This window comes from Bacillus sp. FJAT-27245 (assembly GCF_001273955.1).
Lineage (GTDB): Bacteria > Bacillota > Bacilli > Bacillales > Cytobacillaceae > Bacillus_D.
This window is the reverse complement of record NZ_LIGI01000001.1, coordinates 1,706,441-1,722,551: the sequence shown is the minus strand read 5'-3', so window position 1 is coordinate 1,722,551 and position 16,111 is coordinate 1,706,441. Positions and strand designations below refer to the sequence as shown.

Annotated in this window: 17 protein-coding genes; all 17 read right to left on the bottom strand. The window is 49.6% G+C overall.

What is annotated here, in order from left to right:
- Positions 1–102: 102 nt before the first annotated feature.
- Positions 103–1,005: a succinate--CoA ligase subunit alpha gene (sucD, locus tag ADU24_RS08300; RefSeq protein WP_053366185.1), complete on the bottom strand. Its 903-nt coding sequence runs from the start codon at positions 1,003–1,005 to the stop codon at positions 103–105.
- A 15-nt stretch (positions 1,006–1,020) separates the two neighbouring features.
- Positions 1,021–2,181 (bottom strand): ADP-forming succinate--CoA ligase subunit beta, encoded by a 1,161-nt coding sequence (sucC, locus tag ADU24_RS08295; RefSeq protein WP_053366184.1) that lies wholly within the window; start codon positions 2,179–2,181, stop codon positions 1,021–1,023.
- A gap of 150 nt (positions 2,182–2,331) precedes the next feature.
- Positions 2,332–3,123 carry a ribonuclease HII gene (locus ADU24_RS08290; RefSeq protein ID WP_053366183.1) on the bottom strand — a complete coding sequence of 264 codons (792 nt, stop codon included), beginning with the start codon at positions 3,121–3,123 and terminating at the stop codon, positions 2,332–2,334.
- 57 nt (positions 3,124–3,180) lie between these two features.
- Positions 3,181–4,059: a ribosome biogenesis GTPase YlqF gene (gene ylqF, locus ADU24_RS08285; protein ID WP_053366182.1), complete on the bottom strand. Its 879-nt coding sequence runs from the start codon at positions 4,057–4,059 to the stop codon at positions 3,181–3,183.
- Positions 4,060–4,091: 32 nt separating this feature from the next.
- Positions 4,092–4,652, bottom strand: coding sequence for a signal peptidase I (gene lepB, locus ADU24_RS08280; protein WP_053366181.1), 561 nt, complete (start codon positions 4,650–4,652; stop codon positions 4,092–4,094).
- A gap of 277 nt (positions 4,653–4,929) precedes the next feature.
- On the bottom strand, positions 4,930–5,274 hold the full coding sequence (gene rplS / locus ADU24_RS08275) for a 50S ribosomal protein L19 (RefSeq protein ID WP_053366180.1): 345 nt from the start codon (positions 5,272–5,274) through the stop codon (positions 4,930–4,932).
- Between the two features lie 135 nt (positions 5,275–5,409).
- The gene (gene trmD, locus ADU24_RS08270) at positions 5,410–6,147 is read right to left on the bottom strand and encodes a tRNA (guanosine(37)-N1)-methyltransferase TrmD (protein ID WP_156324678.1); all 738 of its coding nucleotides are present in this window, start codon (positions 6,145–6,147) and stop codon (positions 5,410–5,412) included.
- Positions 6,147–6,665, bottom strand: coding sequence for a ribosome maturation factor RimM (rimM, locus tag ADU24_RS08265; RefSeq protein ID WP_053366178.1), 519 nt, complete (start codon positions 6,663–6,665; stop codon positions 6,147–6,149). The genes trmD and rimM overlap by 1 nt, the downstream gene beginning before the upstream one ends.
- A gap of 5 nt (positions 6,666–6,670) precedes the next feature.
- A complete protein-coding gene (locus ADU24_RS08260) occupies positions 6,671–7,063 on the bottom strand; it encodes a YlqD family protein (protein ID WP_053366177.1) in 393 nt (130 codons plus the stop codon).
- Between the two features lie 144 nt (positions 7,064–7,207).
- Positions 7,208–7,438 (bottom strand): KH domain-containing protein, encoded by a 231-nt coding sequence (locus ADU24_RS08255; protein WP_053366176.1) that lies wholly within the window; start codon positions 7,436–7,438, stop codon positions 7,208–7,210.
- Positions 7,439–7,453: 15 nt separating this feature from the next.
- Positions 7,454–7,726: a 30S ribosomal protein S16 gene (rpsP, locus tag ADU24_RS08250; RefSeq protein ID WP_053366175.1), complete on the bottom strand. Its 273-nt coding sequence runs from the start codon at positions 7,724–7,726 to the stop codon at positions 7,454–7,456.
- A gap of 106 nt (positions 7,727–7,832) precedes the next feature.
- Positions 7,833–9,185, bottom strand: coding sequence for a signal recognition particle protein (gene ffh / locus ADU24_RS08245; protein WP_053366174.1), 1,353 nt, complete (start codon positions 9,183–9,185; stop codon positions 7,833–7,835).
- An 11-nt stretch (positions 9,186–9,196) separates the two neighbouring features.
- On the bottom strand, positions 9,197–9,529 hold the full coding sequence (locus ADU24_RS08240) for a putative DNA-binding protein (protein WP_053366173.1): 333 nt from the start codon (positions 9,527–9,529) through the stop codon (positions 9,197–9,199).
- Between the two features lie 127 nt (positions 9,530–9,656).
- The gene (locus ADU24_RS08235; protein WP_053366172.1) at positions 9,657–12,464 is read right to left on the bottom strand and encodes a VWA domain-containing protein; all 2,808 of its coding nucleotides are present in this window, start codon (positions 12,462–12,464) and stop codon (positions 9,657–9,659) included.
- Positions 12,448–14,223 carry a vWA domain-containing protein gene (locus ADU24_RS08230; protein ID WP_053366171.1) on the bottom strand — a complete coding sequence of 592 codons (1,776 nt, stop codon included), beginning with the start codon at positions 14,221–14,223 and terminating at the stop codon, positions 12,448–12,450. Before ADU24_RS08230 ends, ADU24_RS08235 begins: the two co-directional genes overlap by 17 nt.
- 10 nt (positions 14,224–14,233) lie before the next feature.
- Positions 14,234–15,103 carry a DUF58 domain-containing protein gene (locus tag ADU24_RS08225; protein WP_053366170.1) on the bottom strand — a complete coding sequence of 290 codons (870 nt, stop codon included), beginning with the start codon at positions 15,101–15,103 and terminating at the stop codon, positions 14,234–14,236.
- Entirely contained in the window at positions 15,100–16,107 is a 1,008-nt protein-coding gene (locus ADU24_RS08220) for an AAA family ATPase (protein WP_053366169.1), read from the bottom strand. Before ADU24_RS08220 ends, ADU24_RS08225 begins: the two co-directional genes overlap by 4 nt.
- Positions 16,108–16,111: the final 4 nt, after the last annotated feature.

The following is a 16,111-nucleotide window of genomic DNA, read 5'->3' as shown; positions in this document are numbered from 1 at the left end:
GAGAATGGATTTGGGTTCATCGACTGAAAATGGCAGATGGAAGAATGCGGGAATAAGCCCTCCAAAAATCGAAGGGCTTCTTTTCTTCCCGCTATTCATTTCTTAATGGGTTTTGCACTTTTCGTACAGGCCTTTTTCCTTCAATACTTCAATAAGCGTTTCGCCCATTACGGAAGGAGTGTCCGCTACCTTAATGCCGCATTCGTTCATGACGCGGATTTTTTCATCGGCCGTTCCTTTTCCGCCGGAAATGATCGCGCCAGCATGGCCCATCCTCTTTCCTGGAGGGGCAGTACGTCCGCCAATAAAGCCAACGACCGGTTTGGTCATGTTTGCTTTAACCCATTCAGCCGCTTCCTCTTCGGCAGTTCCACCAATTTCGCCAATCATGATAACAGCATAGGTCTCAGGATCTTCATTGAATGCTTTTAAAACATCGATGAAGTTCGTTCCATTGACAGGGTCGCCGCCGATCCCGACAGCTGTTGTCTGGCCGATTCCAGCCTGTGTGAGCTGATGGACGGCTTCGTACGTTAGGGTTCCGGAACGGGAAACGACGCCTACATGGCCTTTTTTATGGATGTAGCCAGGCATGATGCCGATTTTGCATTCGTCAGCGGTGATGACGCCAGGACAGTTCGGACCGACTAGGCGGGKTTTCTTCCCTTCCATATAGCGTTTTACTTTTACCATATCAAGGACTGGAATATGCTCCGTGATGCAGATGGCAATATCAAGTTCGGCATCGACTGCTTCGATAATCGCATCCGCTGCGAATGGAGCTGGAACGTAGATGACGGAAGCGTTTGCACCAGTGGCTTCAACAGCTTCTCTTACTGTATTAAAAACAGGTACGCCTTCCACTTCCTGGCCGCCCTTGCCGGGTGAGGTACCGCCGACAATTTTTGTGCCGTATTCAAGCATTTGTTTCGTATGGAAAAGTGCAGTTGATCCAGTAATCCCCTGGACGATGACTTTTGTGTCTTTATTGATAAAAACGCTCACAACAATTACCCCCTTCTATTTCACCAAAGAAACGATTTTCTGGGCACCGTCAGCCATTGATTCAGCCGCAACGATGTTCAGCCCGGATTCGTTCAGGATCTGCTTGCCTAGATCAACGTTCGTCCCTTCAAGGCGGACAACAAGCGGCACTTCAAGCCCTACCTGTTTCGCAGCCTCGACAACGCCCGTCGCAATGACATCGCACTTCATGATTCCGCCGAAAATATTGACAAAAATGCCTTTTACTTTCGAATCTGAAAGGATGATTTTAAATGCCTCGGTGACCTTTTCAGCTGTTGCACCGCCGCCAACATCAAGGAAGTTCGCGGGGTCGCCGCCGTAATGCTTGACGATATCCATTGTCGCCATAGCCAGGCCGGCTCCGTTTACCATGCAGCCAATGTTCCCATCAAGGGCGATATAGCTTAGGTCGTATTTGGAGGCTTCAATTTCCTTTGGATCCTCTTCTTCAAGGTCACGGTATTCCAGGACATCCTTTTGGCGATAAAGGGCATTTGAGTCAAAATTCAGCTTCGCATCAAGCGCCATTACTTTTCCGTCACCGGTTACTACTAGGGGGTTGATTTCTGCAATTGAGCAGTCTTTCTCAATGTAGGCATTGTAGAGGCTGGTCATGAATTTGACTGCCTGGCCGACAAGTTCCTTCGGTATATTGATGTTAAAAGCAAGCCGGCGTGCCTGGAACGGCTGAAGGCCGATAACAGGATCGATTTCTTCCTTGAAAATCTTTTCAGGAGTTTTTTCGGCAACCTCCTCGATTTCCGTTCCGCCCTCCTCGGAGCCCATCAAAACGACACGGGACGTAGCACGGTCAAGGACAAGGCCGATGTAATATTCCTTTTTGATATCACAGCCTTCTTCAATCAAAAGGCGCTTAACTTCTTTCCCTTCAGGCCCCGTTTGATGAGTGACAAGCGTTTTCCCAAGAATTTCACTCGCATATGTACGGACTTCATCAAGATTTTTGGCAACTTTAACACCGCCGGCTTTTCCCCTTCCGCCAGCATGGATTTGCGCTTTTACGACACAAACCTTCGTTCCAAGCTCACGCGCGGCTTCTACCGCTTCTTCAACCGTGAACGCCACTTTTCCATTAGGGACTGTTACTCCGTATTTCCTGAGTATTTCTTTCCCCTGATACTCGTGGATATTCATTTCCCATCCTCCTAACAACCTGTCAAAAATTGCACTGCGCTTTCATTTTATATAAAGCCTCGTGGCTTGTCCACACTTTAGGCTAAACATTGCCTCTCATCTGAAAGTTCGGAAAGATTTCTCCTCGTTTTGGAAAAGGTGCGGCCACAATCAGTTATTCAGCAAATTCCCGCTTTCATCCGCCAGTTTTATGGGAGCGAATGATTTTCTGTGGTAAGGCGTGATCCCATGTTTTTCAATCGCTTCCATATGCTCTTTTGTCCCATAGCCCATATTTTTTTCAAATCCGTATGCGGGAAATTGTTGCGCGAGATGTTTCATGAACCTGTCCCGTTCATTTTTGGCCAAGATGGAAGCCGCCGCGATTGTAATGCTTTTTGCGTCCCCTTTGATAATTGCCTCAGCCGGAAAAGGCAAATCAAGTTTGACTGCGTCGGCAATGACATAGTCCGGCAGGGGTGACAGGGCCGCGATTGCAGCCTTCATCGCTTTGATTGTCGCCTGGTAAATATTCAGTTCATCAATTTCCTCCGCTCCAATCAGGCAAGTGCTGAATGCGATGGCTTCCCGCTTAATAATCTCCTCAAATTCTTCCCGTTTTTTGGCCGTAAGCCTTTTTGAGTCGTCGAGCCCCGGAAGGAAAAAATCTTCCGGCAGGATAACGGCTGCCGCTGCTACAGGCCCTGCGAGAGGCCCCCTTCCCGCTTCATCAGTTCCGGCAATCCATTTGTATCCCTGCTCCCGCGCTCTTTTCTCAAAAGCGGTCATCTCGAAAAATTTAGCCTTCATTTTCTCTTCATCCAGCCTTGCCTTGTTCCATTTCTTCAGGAGCGCTGCGACACCCTTCCGGCCATCCAAGCCCAATTCTCGTAAAAATGGATCTTGTTCATCCGTTATTGAAGAAAGCCTATTCTCGATTTCAGTGATACTTAACTTTGTCATTTGGTTAATGCCCCTATGTATTTTGATTTAATGAAAGAAGGCCCTCGACAAGAGAGCCTACACCGTTCCATTTTCACTTTTTTCCCTAACTTCTTCCGGCCATTCAAAGGTTAGCGGCCCGAACTTTTCCATCCTGATGTCACGGACGACCAGTTCGGCGACTTTGTCATAATCAACTGACCCTCCGCTGCCAAGTGCCCCTCTCAACCGGCCAATATGCTCAAAAAGTTCCACCGGGTCTTCAGGAACCTCATTAAACTGATACCTCTCCGTTAGCCTTCCCGGGTATCTCTTTTCCAAAAACCTCAGTCCGAAAAGGGCCAAATCTTGCAAATTAAGGAGGGTATCTTTAATTGCTCCTGTAATTGCAAGCTTTTTCCCGACCTCCTGGTCTTCAAACTTCGGCCAGAGGATGCCAGGAGTATCAAGGAGTTCAAGTTCCTTGCCAACCTTGATCCATTGCTGCGCCTTTGTCACGCCAGGAGTATTTCCCGTTTTGGCGATATTTTTTTTGGCGAGCCTGTTAATCAGTGTCGACTTGCCGGCATTCGGGATTCCGACGATCATCGCCCGGATTGCGCGCGGCTTGACGCCCTTCGCCTTCAGCCGGTCGAATTTTTCCTTCAGTATTTCATGGGAAGCTGCAGTTATTTCCTTCATCCCTTCCCCTGCCTGCGAGTTGATTGCCAAAGCCTTAATCCCATTGTCAGCGAAATGGCGGATCCAGGCCTTAGTAGCCTCTTTATCGGCCATATCCGCTTTGTTCAAAAGGACAAGCCTTGGTTTATGCTGGATAATCTCATCAATCATCGGATTCCTGGATGAATAAGGTATCCTCGCATCAATGAGTTCGAAAATGATATCGACGAGCTTTAGTTTTTCGGTAACTTCCCTGCGCGCCTTTGCCATGTGGCCAGGAAACCATTGGATGGTCAATTCGGCCACCTCCTGTTGCTTTTAGTAGTAAATTATTCTTCCAATTTTACGATGCGCATATCCTTGACTGGCCAGTAAACCACACTTGTTTTTCCAAGCACTTTTTCCATCGGGACCGTGCCGATGTGGCGGCTGTCCTTCGAATATCTGCGGTTGTCCCCCATGACAAACAGCTCGCCCTCGGGGACAGTCTTCTCGCCGGTTTTCTCTTCAAGCGTGAACGGGTCGGTCAGCGGTCCGTCCACAACCATTTTCTTGTAGGCATCCAAATACGGCTCTTCGTATGCCTTTCCATTTACATAAAGGGTGTCGTCCTTATATTCAATATGGTCCCCAGGAAGGCCGATTACACGCTTAATATAATCTTTGTGCTCCGGAGCGTGGAAAACAATGATGTCAAACCGCTTCGGCTCCCCTATCCGGTAGCTTAATTTATTCACAATCATCCTGTCCTGGTCCTTCAGGGTTGGCATCATCGACTGCCCGTCAACAACAATCGGCGCAAAAAGGAAATAGCGGATGACTGCGGCAAGCGCAACAGCGACAAGCAGCGCTTTGGTCCATTCCCATACTTCATTTTTCTTTTTCGTCATAGTCTGTTTTCCACCCATTTCCCGTAAAGTTGATTCCATACTCTATTTTACATAACCCGGCCCGCTTAAACACAAACGGAAAGCATTTTTCAGGAGCCAATTTGATGATTGTTAAAAAGATGAAACATTTTGGGCGGCGGATAAGTTTAATATGGCTGATAAATTTTTACGACAGCACGCTTTCATCAGTTGAACATGCCCCATAAAACAAACGAAGCGCCATCGCGGGGCACCGGCCGAAATGGCTGGGAGACCTGGCGAAGGCGCTTCCTTGTTTTTATCGAATTTCTTTGATACGGGCTTTTTTCCCGCGAAGTTTGCGCAGGTAGTAAAGCTTCGCACGGCGGACTTTACCGCGGCGGATTACTTCCAATTTCGCAATTTTTGGTGTGTGGACAGGGAAAGTACGCTCTACGCCTACTCCATAAGAAATTTTACGAACAGTAAAAGTTTCGCTGATTCCACCACCACGACGCTTGATCACAACACCTTCGAACAACTGGATACGCTCGCGTGTGCCCTCGACAACCTTAACGTGTACACGTACAGTGTCACCAGGACGGAACGCAGGATGATCCGTGCGAAGCTGTGCTTTTGTGATTTCATTGATTAATTGTTGCATCGTATTCAACTCCTCCCACAGATGCTCTTGCAATCCATTGCCTATGCAGCGGAACATCGTTTTCAAAGGCCTACCCCGGAAACCGGTTCAAGCCACAAGAAGTATCTTACCATAAACAGAAGTATGACGCAATAACTAGCGGCCTTCTTTTTTAATCTCCTCAAGCCATTTTCTTTGGATTGGCTCGAGTTCAATCGCTTCGAATAAATCCGGCCGTCGTTCCCACGTTCTCCGCAGCGATTCCTTCGTCCGCCATTCTTCAATTAGCTTATGGTTGCCCGAGATGAGCACTTCTGGTACCTTATGGCCCCGGAAATCTGCTGGCCTTGTATAATGCGGGTGCTCGAGGAGCCCGGTGCTGAACGAATCCTTCCGATGGGACTCCTCGTTGCCCAGGGCCTCCGGAAGCAGCCGGACGACGCTGTCGATCACGACCATCGCCCCGAGCTCCCCGCCGGTTAAAATAAAGTCGCCTATCGACAACTCATCCGTCACCAGGTGCTCCCTTATTCTTTCATCATACCCTTCATAATGGCCGCATATAAAAATCAAATGCTCTTCACCAGCCAGCTCCTCCGCTTTCCGCTGGGAATGGCGCTCCCCTTGCGGACAAAGAAGGATGACCCGGGGCCTTGTGCCAGCCCCTTCCGACAATGCCTGGACAGCATCGAAAATCGGCTGCGGCTTCAACACCATCCCGGCTCCGCCCCCATACGGGTAATCGTCGACTGTTTTATGCTTATTGTCCGCATACTCCCGGAAATTGACGACATTATAGGCGACGGTCCCTTTTTCAGCCGCTTTTTTCAAAATAGAGCTGCCTAATACTCCTTCGAACATTTCCGGAAATAAAGTTAACACATCGATTTTCATCATGACAGGAGGCCTTCCATCGGGTCGATGATAACCGTCTTTTCTTTTACATCCACTTTCAGGACGACATGTGCGATATAGGGAATCAGGTGCTCCTTGCCGCCCTTCCCTTTTACGACCCACACATCATTCGCGCCCGGGGTAAGAATTTCGGTTATCTTCCCGATTTCCTCCCCTTCTGTTGTGAACACGTGGCATCCGATGATTTCATGGAAGTAATATTCATCTTCCTCCAGCTCGCCAAGCTGTGATTCATGCACTTTAAGGAGGCCGTCCCGGAACTTTTCAACATCATTGATATTCCCGTAGCCTTCGAACTGGAGCAGATCGAAATTTTTGTGCTGCCTATGGGCTTTTACCGTCAGTTCCAGCGGCTCTTTTTCCTTAGGAAGGAATAGAAATAGCTTGCTTCCTGGCTTGTACCTTTCGTCGGCAAAGTCGGTTCTTGAAATGACCCTTACCTCGCCCCTTATTCCGTGGGTATTGACAATTTTCCCTACATTGAACCATTTATCCATTTGCGTCACCTCTTGCGTATCTCTTCAATAATCCCGTCGCGAATGATAATTTCCTCCTGGAGAAGGCTATCCTCCCAGGGATCGCCAGGCTTTATCTCTATGATTGCCTGAACCTCTGTTTCTTTCAATTCGCTCCCTATTGGTAGCATATGCAGCTGTCCGATTTGAAAATCAAGCTGCCCAATCTTTTCCGCGCGCGAGAGGATTTCCTTTTCAAATTGCCTTTTGATTTCAGCAGGCGGAAGTCTGCCGGCCTTCTCGAGCTTTTTCTGTTCAAATTTCAGCTGGCCGCACTCTTTCTCAAGCTGCGCTTTCTTTTGCCCGTAGGCATCAAGCAGTTTCTGGCGGCTGTTTTCAGTCAGGACTTGCTTCACTGCAACATTTCGGAGAATTTTCATAAAAAAACCTCCCATATGTAAAGATACCAAAAAAGGAGGGATTTCTCCCTCCTTTCGTTTCGAAATAATAACTTTACTTGTCCAGCTCCAGCGCCCGGACCCTCGAGGCATCAATCCTCCCAGGTCTGGGGCAAAGCGCTTTTCTTATTCACTTATTTCCAAAAACAGTTTTTTCTGTTCCGATGCACCAGCCGCGTAGACGACGGTGCGGATTGCTTTCGCAACGCGCCCCTGCTTTCCAATTACTTTTCCCATGTCACTCTTGTTGACGGAAAGTTGATAGGTTACGCGCTGATCTTCTTCCATAACGTTCACACGAACATCTTCCGGAAAATCAACAAGGGGCTTTACAATCGTTTCGATCAACTGTTTCATAGCGGACCGCCGTTATTATTTGCCAAGCTTGGCATTGTGGAATTTCTCCATGATGCCGGCCTGGGAGAATAGGTTGCGGACAGTGTCGGATGGCTTGGCGCCATTTTGAAGCCACTTCAGAACCAATTCCTCGTTGATGTCGACAACTGCAGGCGCTGCAACCGGATTGTAAGTGCCTACTGATTCAATGAAACGTCCATCACGCGGTGAACGGGAATCTGCTACAACGATACGATAGAAAGGAGATTTTTTTGCTCCCATACGCTTTAAACGAATTTTTACTGCCATTTTAACTTGCACCTCCGAATAGTTTCACACAAGATAGTATAATACCAATTGTTAAATCGTTTGTAAAGTCTTTTTTCTTAACACCTAAAAACAGGGAAATATTTACTTAAAAAGGATTGAACGGCAGCTTGAATCCGCCTTTCTTTTTCCCTTTTTGCTGCATACCAGCCATTTGCTTCATCATTTTTTTCATATCCTCGAACTGCTTCAGCAGCCTGTTCACCTCGGGAACGGTTCTTCCGCTTCCTTTGGCAATCCTCTGCTTGCGTTTCGAGTTGATGATTTCCGGGTTCGTCTTTTCTTTCGGCGTCATCGAGCGGATGATCGCTTCCACATGGGCAATCTGTTTCTCATCGATAGAAACATTATTCAGTCCCTTGATTTTGTTCGCGCCCGGAAGCATTTTTAAAATATCCTCGAGCGGCCCCATTTTCCTTACCTGCCCGAGCTGGTCGAGGAAGTCATCGAGCGTAAAGGAAGCTGTCCGCATTTTTTGCTCAAGTTCCTTCGCCTTTTCCTCATCGACATTCGCCTGGGCTTTCTCGATCAGGGTCATCACATCGCCCATCCCGAGAATCCTGGAGGCCATCCGTTCAGGATGGAACGCTTCAAGCGCATCCAGCTTTTCACCAAGGCCGACAAATTTAATCGGCGTGTTCGTCACAGACCGGATGGACAGCGCCGCCCCGCCCCTTGTGTCGCCGTCAAGCTTCGTCAGAACGACTCCCGTTAGGCCAAGCTGCTCATTGAAGCTTTGGGCCACATTCACGGCATCCTGCCCGGTCATCGCATCGACGACAAGGAAAATTTCATTCGGTTTGGCAAGCTCCTTGATGTCCTTCAATTCATCCATGAGCGCTTCATCGACATGAAGCCGGCCCGCTGTATCGATCAGGACATAGTCGTGATGGTCTTCACGCGCTTTCGCGATTGCCTGCCTCGCAATTTCTACAGGGCTTACCTGGTCGCCAAGCGAAAAAACAGGCATGTCAAGCTGTTTGCCGAGCGTTTCGAGCTGCTTGATTGCAGCGGGGCGATAAATGTCCGCGGCAACGAGCAACGGTTTCCGGTTATATTTTTTCCTGAGCAGGTTCGCTAGCTTCCCGGTCGTCGTCGTTTTACCGGCACCCTGAAGCCCAACCATCATGATAACGGTCGGCGGCCGGTTCGCAACGGCAATCATGCTCTGCTCCCCGCCCATCAGCTCGGTCAATTCTTCCTTAACGACCTTGATGACCTGCTGGCCCGGCGTCAGGCTTTTTAAAACTTCCTGGCCGACTGCCCGCTCACTGACTTTTTTGACGAACTCCTTGACTACTTTAAAGTTTACGTCTGCTTCAAGCAGCGCCAGCCTGACTTCCCTCATCATCTCCTTGACGTCCGCTTCATTTACCTTCCCCTTGCCGCGGATTCTCTGGAGCGTATTCTGCAGTCGGTCGGCCAAACCTTCAAATGCCATAGTGCCGCCTCCTAATCTAGTTTCTCAAGCTCGGCCACCGCTTCAAGCAGGGCCTGCTTAGGGAGTGGTTCCGTTTTAACCAATTCTTTCATTTTCCCCAAAATGGTGCTGCGTTCCTGGAATTTTTGCAGCAAAAGCAGTTTTTCTTCATATTCCTCGAGCATTGCTTCAGTACGTTTGATATTATCATAAACAGCCTGGCGGCTAACATCATACTCTTCGGCAATCTCCCCGAGCGAATAATCGTCCAGGTAATAGAGAGACATATAGCTCTGCTGTTTTTCCGTCAACAACGACTGGTAGAAATCATAAAGATAATTCATTCGCGTTGTTTTCTCAAGCATGCTATCCCTCCTTGTTAAGTGAAAAACCTTTACATCGTTAAGTTTACAGCCCTGGCCCGGCGATGTCAAGGTCACGGGCGGCAGGCAAAAAAAACAAAAACACCGCGTTTTTCTGCAGTGTTTTAAGCTACCTCCTCCTCTTTTTCGCTTCAAGAAGGCGTTTCATCCTGTCCTCCGCCCCTGTAGCAGCCGAGCCGTGCGGAGCCGGCCTCTTTTCTGCAGCCTGCTTTGAATCATGCGGTGGGAAGGGGGGCGTTTCCGTCTTATCAAAAATTGGCTTATCCTTTTCCGGTACATGCGGGCCCGGATTTTTCAAACCAGCTTTATTAACGGTACGGTCCTTCGCTTTGGCGAGCCTGCCTAAAACCACAGTTGCCGCATCGCTTCCCGTTTTCCCGGGTGTTTTTCGTTTTGGAATCAACTTCCCGAGCACACCGGTTCCAAACCTGCGCAGGAAAATTTCCGCAATAAGCAACAGGAAAGCAGCCAGGAGCAAATACTCGCTGACAGGCTGTTTCGTAGACGGCTTCGATGAAAGCGGCCTGAATGCATCCTTTGGAGAGGCAAGCTCCTTTCCTCCGCTTATGGAAACGAGTCCATTCAGAAACACTTTATTCGTTCCCTTCAGTAAGAATTCCTCGGAATAAGGAACGGAAAATCCGGTACGGTAAACAGCGGATACCCCATCCTTGTCCTTCTTCCTGATTGAAAGGTAATACATTCCATGCCGGCCCGGGATGACTAGTTCATACTTCCCCGGGGAAACAAGTTTCGTGTTCGCATCAATGGCTTCTCCTGCCTGTGTCAGAACGGTCGCTTCAATCGGTATCGGATCGGCGTTTCCGCTGCTCAACGAAATGACCGCATTTCCCTTATCCTTATCCACCGACACCGAGAACGGTTCGCTCTCATATTTCGGAAGGGACTCACTTACGATTTGATTAATGAAGCCTGGCCAATTTGGCCACCTTGCCCAGTCCCCTGACCATTTTCCGGAAAGACCGGATGTAAACGCCAGAGTTGATCCAAGCCCGTATTGCCATTGGGCAAGGACAGGGTCATCTTTTTCGCTTAAGACCGGAACGCGTGCCCGCGGCTTCGGGGTAACTGCAACATAGGCATTCATTTGTGGAACGCCGTTTTCAAAAAGCACTTTCCACTCCGGGTACGCCCCTATTACCGGATAAAATGGGTCGTCCTCGATGTATGTCCGCGTTGTCATGACGGTTTCCCGTGATAGCACGCTGGGAATGACCGAAGCATCCGATACATCGTAGAAACGGCCGCTGCCCATCTTCGCAAGTTCCTCAAGAAGCCTCCTGTCCGCGTCACTGCCAAGGGCAAGCGTTGAAATGGTGATATTCCGTTTTTTCCCCTCCTCAATCAATGCGGCATAATCCCAGTCTGTTGCGGATTGGCCATCCGTCAGCAAAATAATGTGTTTGCGCTGTAGCTTTAAATCACGAAGTTCGCCATAAGCCTTTTCCAGGGCCGGATAAATATTCGTGCCTCCGCCTATGGCAACGGAACGGATTTTCTCAATGGCGTCCTGCTTATTTTTGAGTGGGGCCGTTTCGACTATTACCCACGGTTTGTCATCGAAGGCGATAAAGCCGAGGGTATCATCCTTCCGGAGCAATTCGGCAGACCTTGCCGCCGCTTCCTTCGCCAGTGAAAACTTTGCCCCTTCCATGCTTCCGGACCGGTCAATGACGATAACAAGGCCAAGCGACGGCATTTCTTTTTTGCCTTTTATATCCATATCGACAGGAAGCAGCTTTTCAAGCGGCGTTTTAAAATACCCGCCAAGCCCGAAGCTATCCTCTCCGCCTGTCATGACAAAGCCGGTCCCAAATTCCCGAACCGCCTTTTCAAGCAGATCCATCTGTCCCTCAGACACCCTGTGGCCGGGAACATTTTCAAAAACAATCGATTGGTAGTTGAGATACCCGCCAAGCGCTGTTGGGAGCCTTTCCGGCACGATTGCGTCTACTGCCAGTCCAGATTCCCGTAAAATTGCGGGCATCCTCCCGCCTGGCGTTCCTTCGACGACAAGCACTTTAGGCACACCTTTTACATCCGCGACCGCAAAAAGTGAATTGTTTTCGATATGGGCGTCCCCAGAATTGATTAATTCAGCCTTGTAGACCGAGAGGCCGGTACCCGTCGAACGGTGGGTGAATGTGAAGGCATTGTTCCCCTCCTTCAAGCTTACATCTTTTTTTAAAATCTCCCTGTTGTTAAGAGTAAGCCTCAATACAGCCTCCATTTCAGCATTGCTTGAAACGGCAACGGAAACGGATGTTTTCTCCCCCTCATAAAGGGTGGGCGGAACGGTAAACGACGTCACGGCGGCATCGTTTCCCGCAGCCTTCCTAAGGGTGGCGTAGTCGAGTTCAATCTTCCGGTTCTTTAACATTCGCGCCGCGGTAGCCGCTTCGCCCGCAGTGTTATTTCCATCCGTAAGAAGGACGATCCTCCCTGCCCCGGCACCTGGAATTAGCGAGGAAGCAAACCTGAGCCCGGAGCCGATATCTGTTTCGGTTTTATCCAGGTCCCCGCTAAACTGGGAAGGAATTTCCCCGCCAGCGGCCAACGACGATTCAGATTGCGGCTCCTTCGCGAAAGAAGCAATCGCGAATTGCATGCCTGGACCTTTCTTGGAAACCGCCTCATGAATCCAGTCCAGCGCTTCTTCGCCAGCGGCCTCGACACTTTTCGACCTGTCCACAAGAAAGATGACCGTTTCTGTTTTGGCCGGGAAGACAATCTGTGGAGCAGCCAGGGCAAGGATCAGTATAAAAAAAACAACTGACCGAATGAGGCCGATAATTTTTTGCTCCAACGTGCCTTCCCGGCTGAAAAACCTGTACATGAGAAAAGCCGCCGGGAGCACGAGGGCAAACATGAGGGGATATTTAACGTCCAAGCCCACGCCTGTACACCTCCCATTCCATCAGCAAACACAAAAAGGCGAGGATGCCGAGCGCCTGCCAGGCCGTTTCATTTTCCCGGACAGCCTTTTTCCCCGCTATAAGCGTCTTTTTATTTAGACTAAACGACTCTGAATGGGGAGCCGTTTTTTCCCTGTCGTCCAGCATCACGGAAAAGAAATGAATCTTTTTGCCGGAGGATGCCTGGTATACGCCCGGTTTGAAAGGAGCCTTGAAATTTTCGGTCGATAAATCGTATTCGGCCAAATTTTTTCCATCTCGGTCAAAGATGGCTAGTTTCCTGTCATGGGAATCCAACGTTAGCCATTTCTCTTCTCCTGGCTGAAAATATCCTAGAAATGTTGATTGCTTGGAAAGCCATTGGTAGCTGTTGGATAGGAAAATCGGAAAGCCGGGGTGAAGCGGCCAATCAGAATCTTCAATCGCAAAGTTCACCGCGATTGCCGGCTGGCCTTTTCGGTACCCTGTTTGAATCAGGGGGCGGCCGCCGGATTCCGCTATCGTTTCGAATGAACCGCTATAAGGCTCTGCCGCAGAGTGAATATATGTTTTGCCGAATTCGGTGAATTGCAGTAGAGGAGAATCTACTGCTTTTATTTTTTTCATTAATTCCAACCGTTGACCCTTGTCCTTGTTGATTAGCAGGACGGGTAGATTCGGAAGGTTTTCAGGTTCCTTCCCCTCAACCAGGAGGATGCCTTCCTTAATGGAAGCGAATGCGCTTTGATCTGGCTGGATAATGTCCAACCCAAGCGACTTTACCCCTTTCAGCAAAAAGGGATTTACATTGCCGATTGCAAAAAAAGGCGGATCTGCCGGTGCCAGAACAGCCGCGGCTTCGTTATCCGCCTGATAGCCATCCTCTGCGATTGCCTCCGCAAGATAATAGGGCTGCTCGGGCAAATCGGGAATATCAATAATTTCCTGGCTCGCAGCGCCAATTTTTATGCTCTTTTCAAACAGAACCTCCTTCTCCCCTTTCACTGTGAACAGGACATCACGATCTTCACTGCCCTGGTTTTCGAGTACCGCCGCGGCGGCAATTGCATTGCCCGCCCTTGCAGCCCCAAAAGACAGAAGCGCCACATTCCGAATCGGGGCGCGGCTATTATGGACCTGAATAAATGCGTTTCCCGCAACCGGTTCTATTTCGTCCTTAAGGGCGGCATCGGAAAAAATATGTATCTCGTTTCCTTCAGTCGAGGACAACGATAGAGCCAGCTTAACTGCATCAACGATATTTTCGTGTTCATAGGTAAGGGAAAGGGACTGAATCGCATCACTCGCGGCCCTTTTTTCAGCTTCCCTATTCAGGATTACTTCAGGCCTTTGCCCCGCGCTGATAATGGTAACTTCCCCGGTCCCGCCTTTTTCCAGAAGCTCAAGCATTTTCTTTTTCGCAACGTCCACCCGTGTTCCATCATCCCCAGCCGCCGCGGACATGGACGATGAAGGGTCATAAATAATCACTAGATGATTCCCGGCCATGCTTCCGCTTTCCCAGCCCGGTTTTGCAAGCGCGAACATCAAAAGGGCCAGTGTGATGACCTGCAGCCACAAAAGCAGGCTGTTCTGCAATTTTTTCAGCCATGGGGATGCCTGCCATTCGTTCATTGCCTCGGCCCAAAGCATGTTGGATGGATTGATGACAGGCTTATACTGCTTTCGGAAAAAATATAGAAGAATGACAAATCCAAACAAGCCTGCCAACGCGAAATAGGCGGGGTTGGCGAAGTGCATTCAGGCCACCTCATTCCAGCACTTTTTTAGCCGTGCACATATGAAAAATAAATTCATGAAAATCATCCTTGTCAGTCGTGGACAAATAGGCAAAGCCATATTTTCTGCACAGCTGTTCGAGCGAGGCGTTGTGGGCTTCCAGCCTTCTTTGATACAGTTTTACAACACTTTCCCCCATGCTCACCTCGACCGCTGTTCCGGTTTCACTGTCGATCAGCCGCAAATCACCCGTACCCGAAGGATTTATTTCCTCCCCGGCAAGAATATGGATAAACTTTGCCTCGATTTTCGATGAGGCAAGCTTTCTGAACAGCTTGGCGAATTCACCGGGGCTTTCAAGGCCGTCGGTTATCACAATGACCGCCTGGGCGCCCTTCAACCCCTCGGCGAGCACCGATTCCGTGAACGTTCCGGCCGCAGATGTTTCGTCTGTTACGAGAATACTATTGTAGACGCTTTTGGCATAGACCGCTCCTTTTCTCGTGATTTTCCCACCCGCTGAAGCGGATGCGGGAATGAAGGATAACCGGTCTTCCCCATTTAGGGCGATAAAGGACAAAGCAGCGGCAATTTCCTTCGCCCTCTTCCATTTCGATTCAATTATCCGCATGGACGGGGTGGCGTCCAGGATAACAGCCGCATGGATTTCCTGCTCATCAAGAAATCTTTTGATATAATGCTTGCCGGTCCTGCCAAATAAATTCCAGTCAATCAGGCGGAGATCATCCCCAGGCTGGTAGGCACGAAAATCGGAAAACTCCAGGGATTGGCCTGGCCTCCCCGATCGGCGCCCGCCTTTATGGGCGGCCCTTTTCCGGGTCTTGACGGAGAGCCGCAATCTTTGGAGCCTGGCTAGCAGAATGCCGTACCCGGAGCTCATTTGGCTGCGGCCGCCTTTGAGGAACTCTCCAGTATTTCAAGGATGATTTCATCCGTTTCCATACCGCGGGCTTCACCTTCAAAATTTAACAGAAGCCGATGGCGAAGGGCGGGGAGGGCCGCATTCTTCAAGTCCCCGGTTGAAACATGGTACCTGCCGGAACACAAGGCCCTTGCTTTTGCCAGCATTAAGAGGCTCTGCAATCCCCTTGGGCCAATTCCATATTGGACGTACTTGTTGACGGATTCCGGTGCCCCCTCTTTTCCGGGATGGGAACTCGTGACGATGGCAACCCCAAAATCAAGAATTTCTTCCGATACAAGGATTTCCTTCGCGAGTTGCTGGAGCCGGATGACATCCTCCGCCGAAACGACCCTTCTTACGATTGGCGTTTCCGTACCTGTCGTTCTGCGGGCAATTTCCTTAAGCTCCTGGCCCGAAGGATAGCCGACGTGGATTTTGCATATGAACCGGTCCATTTGCGCTTCAGGAAGCGGGTAGGTCCCCTCCATGTCGATTGGGTTTTGCGTGGCCAGCACGAAAAACGGCCTAGCCAGCATTTTCGTGCTCCCCATTACGGTAACCGTCCGTTCAGCCATCGCTTCCAGCAAGGCGCTCTGTGTTTTAGGGGTGGCCCTGTTTATTTCATCGGCTAGGACGATATTGGCAAAAATCGGCCCCTCATGAAAAATGAACTCCTGCCTGCCGTTATCGCCCGGCTGGAGAAGCATCGTCCCGGTTATGTCGGACGGCATCAAATCCGGGGTAAATTGAATTCGGTTGAAAGAAAGGTCCATGCAGTCCGCGATTGTCCGGATCAGCATTGTTTTCCCAAGCCCCGGCAGCCCTTCGAGAAGGCTGTGCCCGCCGGACAGTATGCTCCAAAGAACGTGCTCGATCGCTTCGTCCTGGCCCACAATGAACTTTTTAATCTCCTCCCTGGCAGCCTGAAGTTTGCCAACGGCGCTGCTGAATTGATTTTCCTTATCTTTCATCGCTTCCATGGAA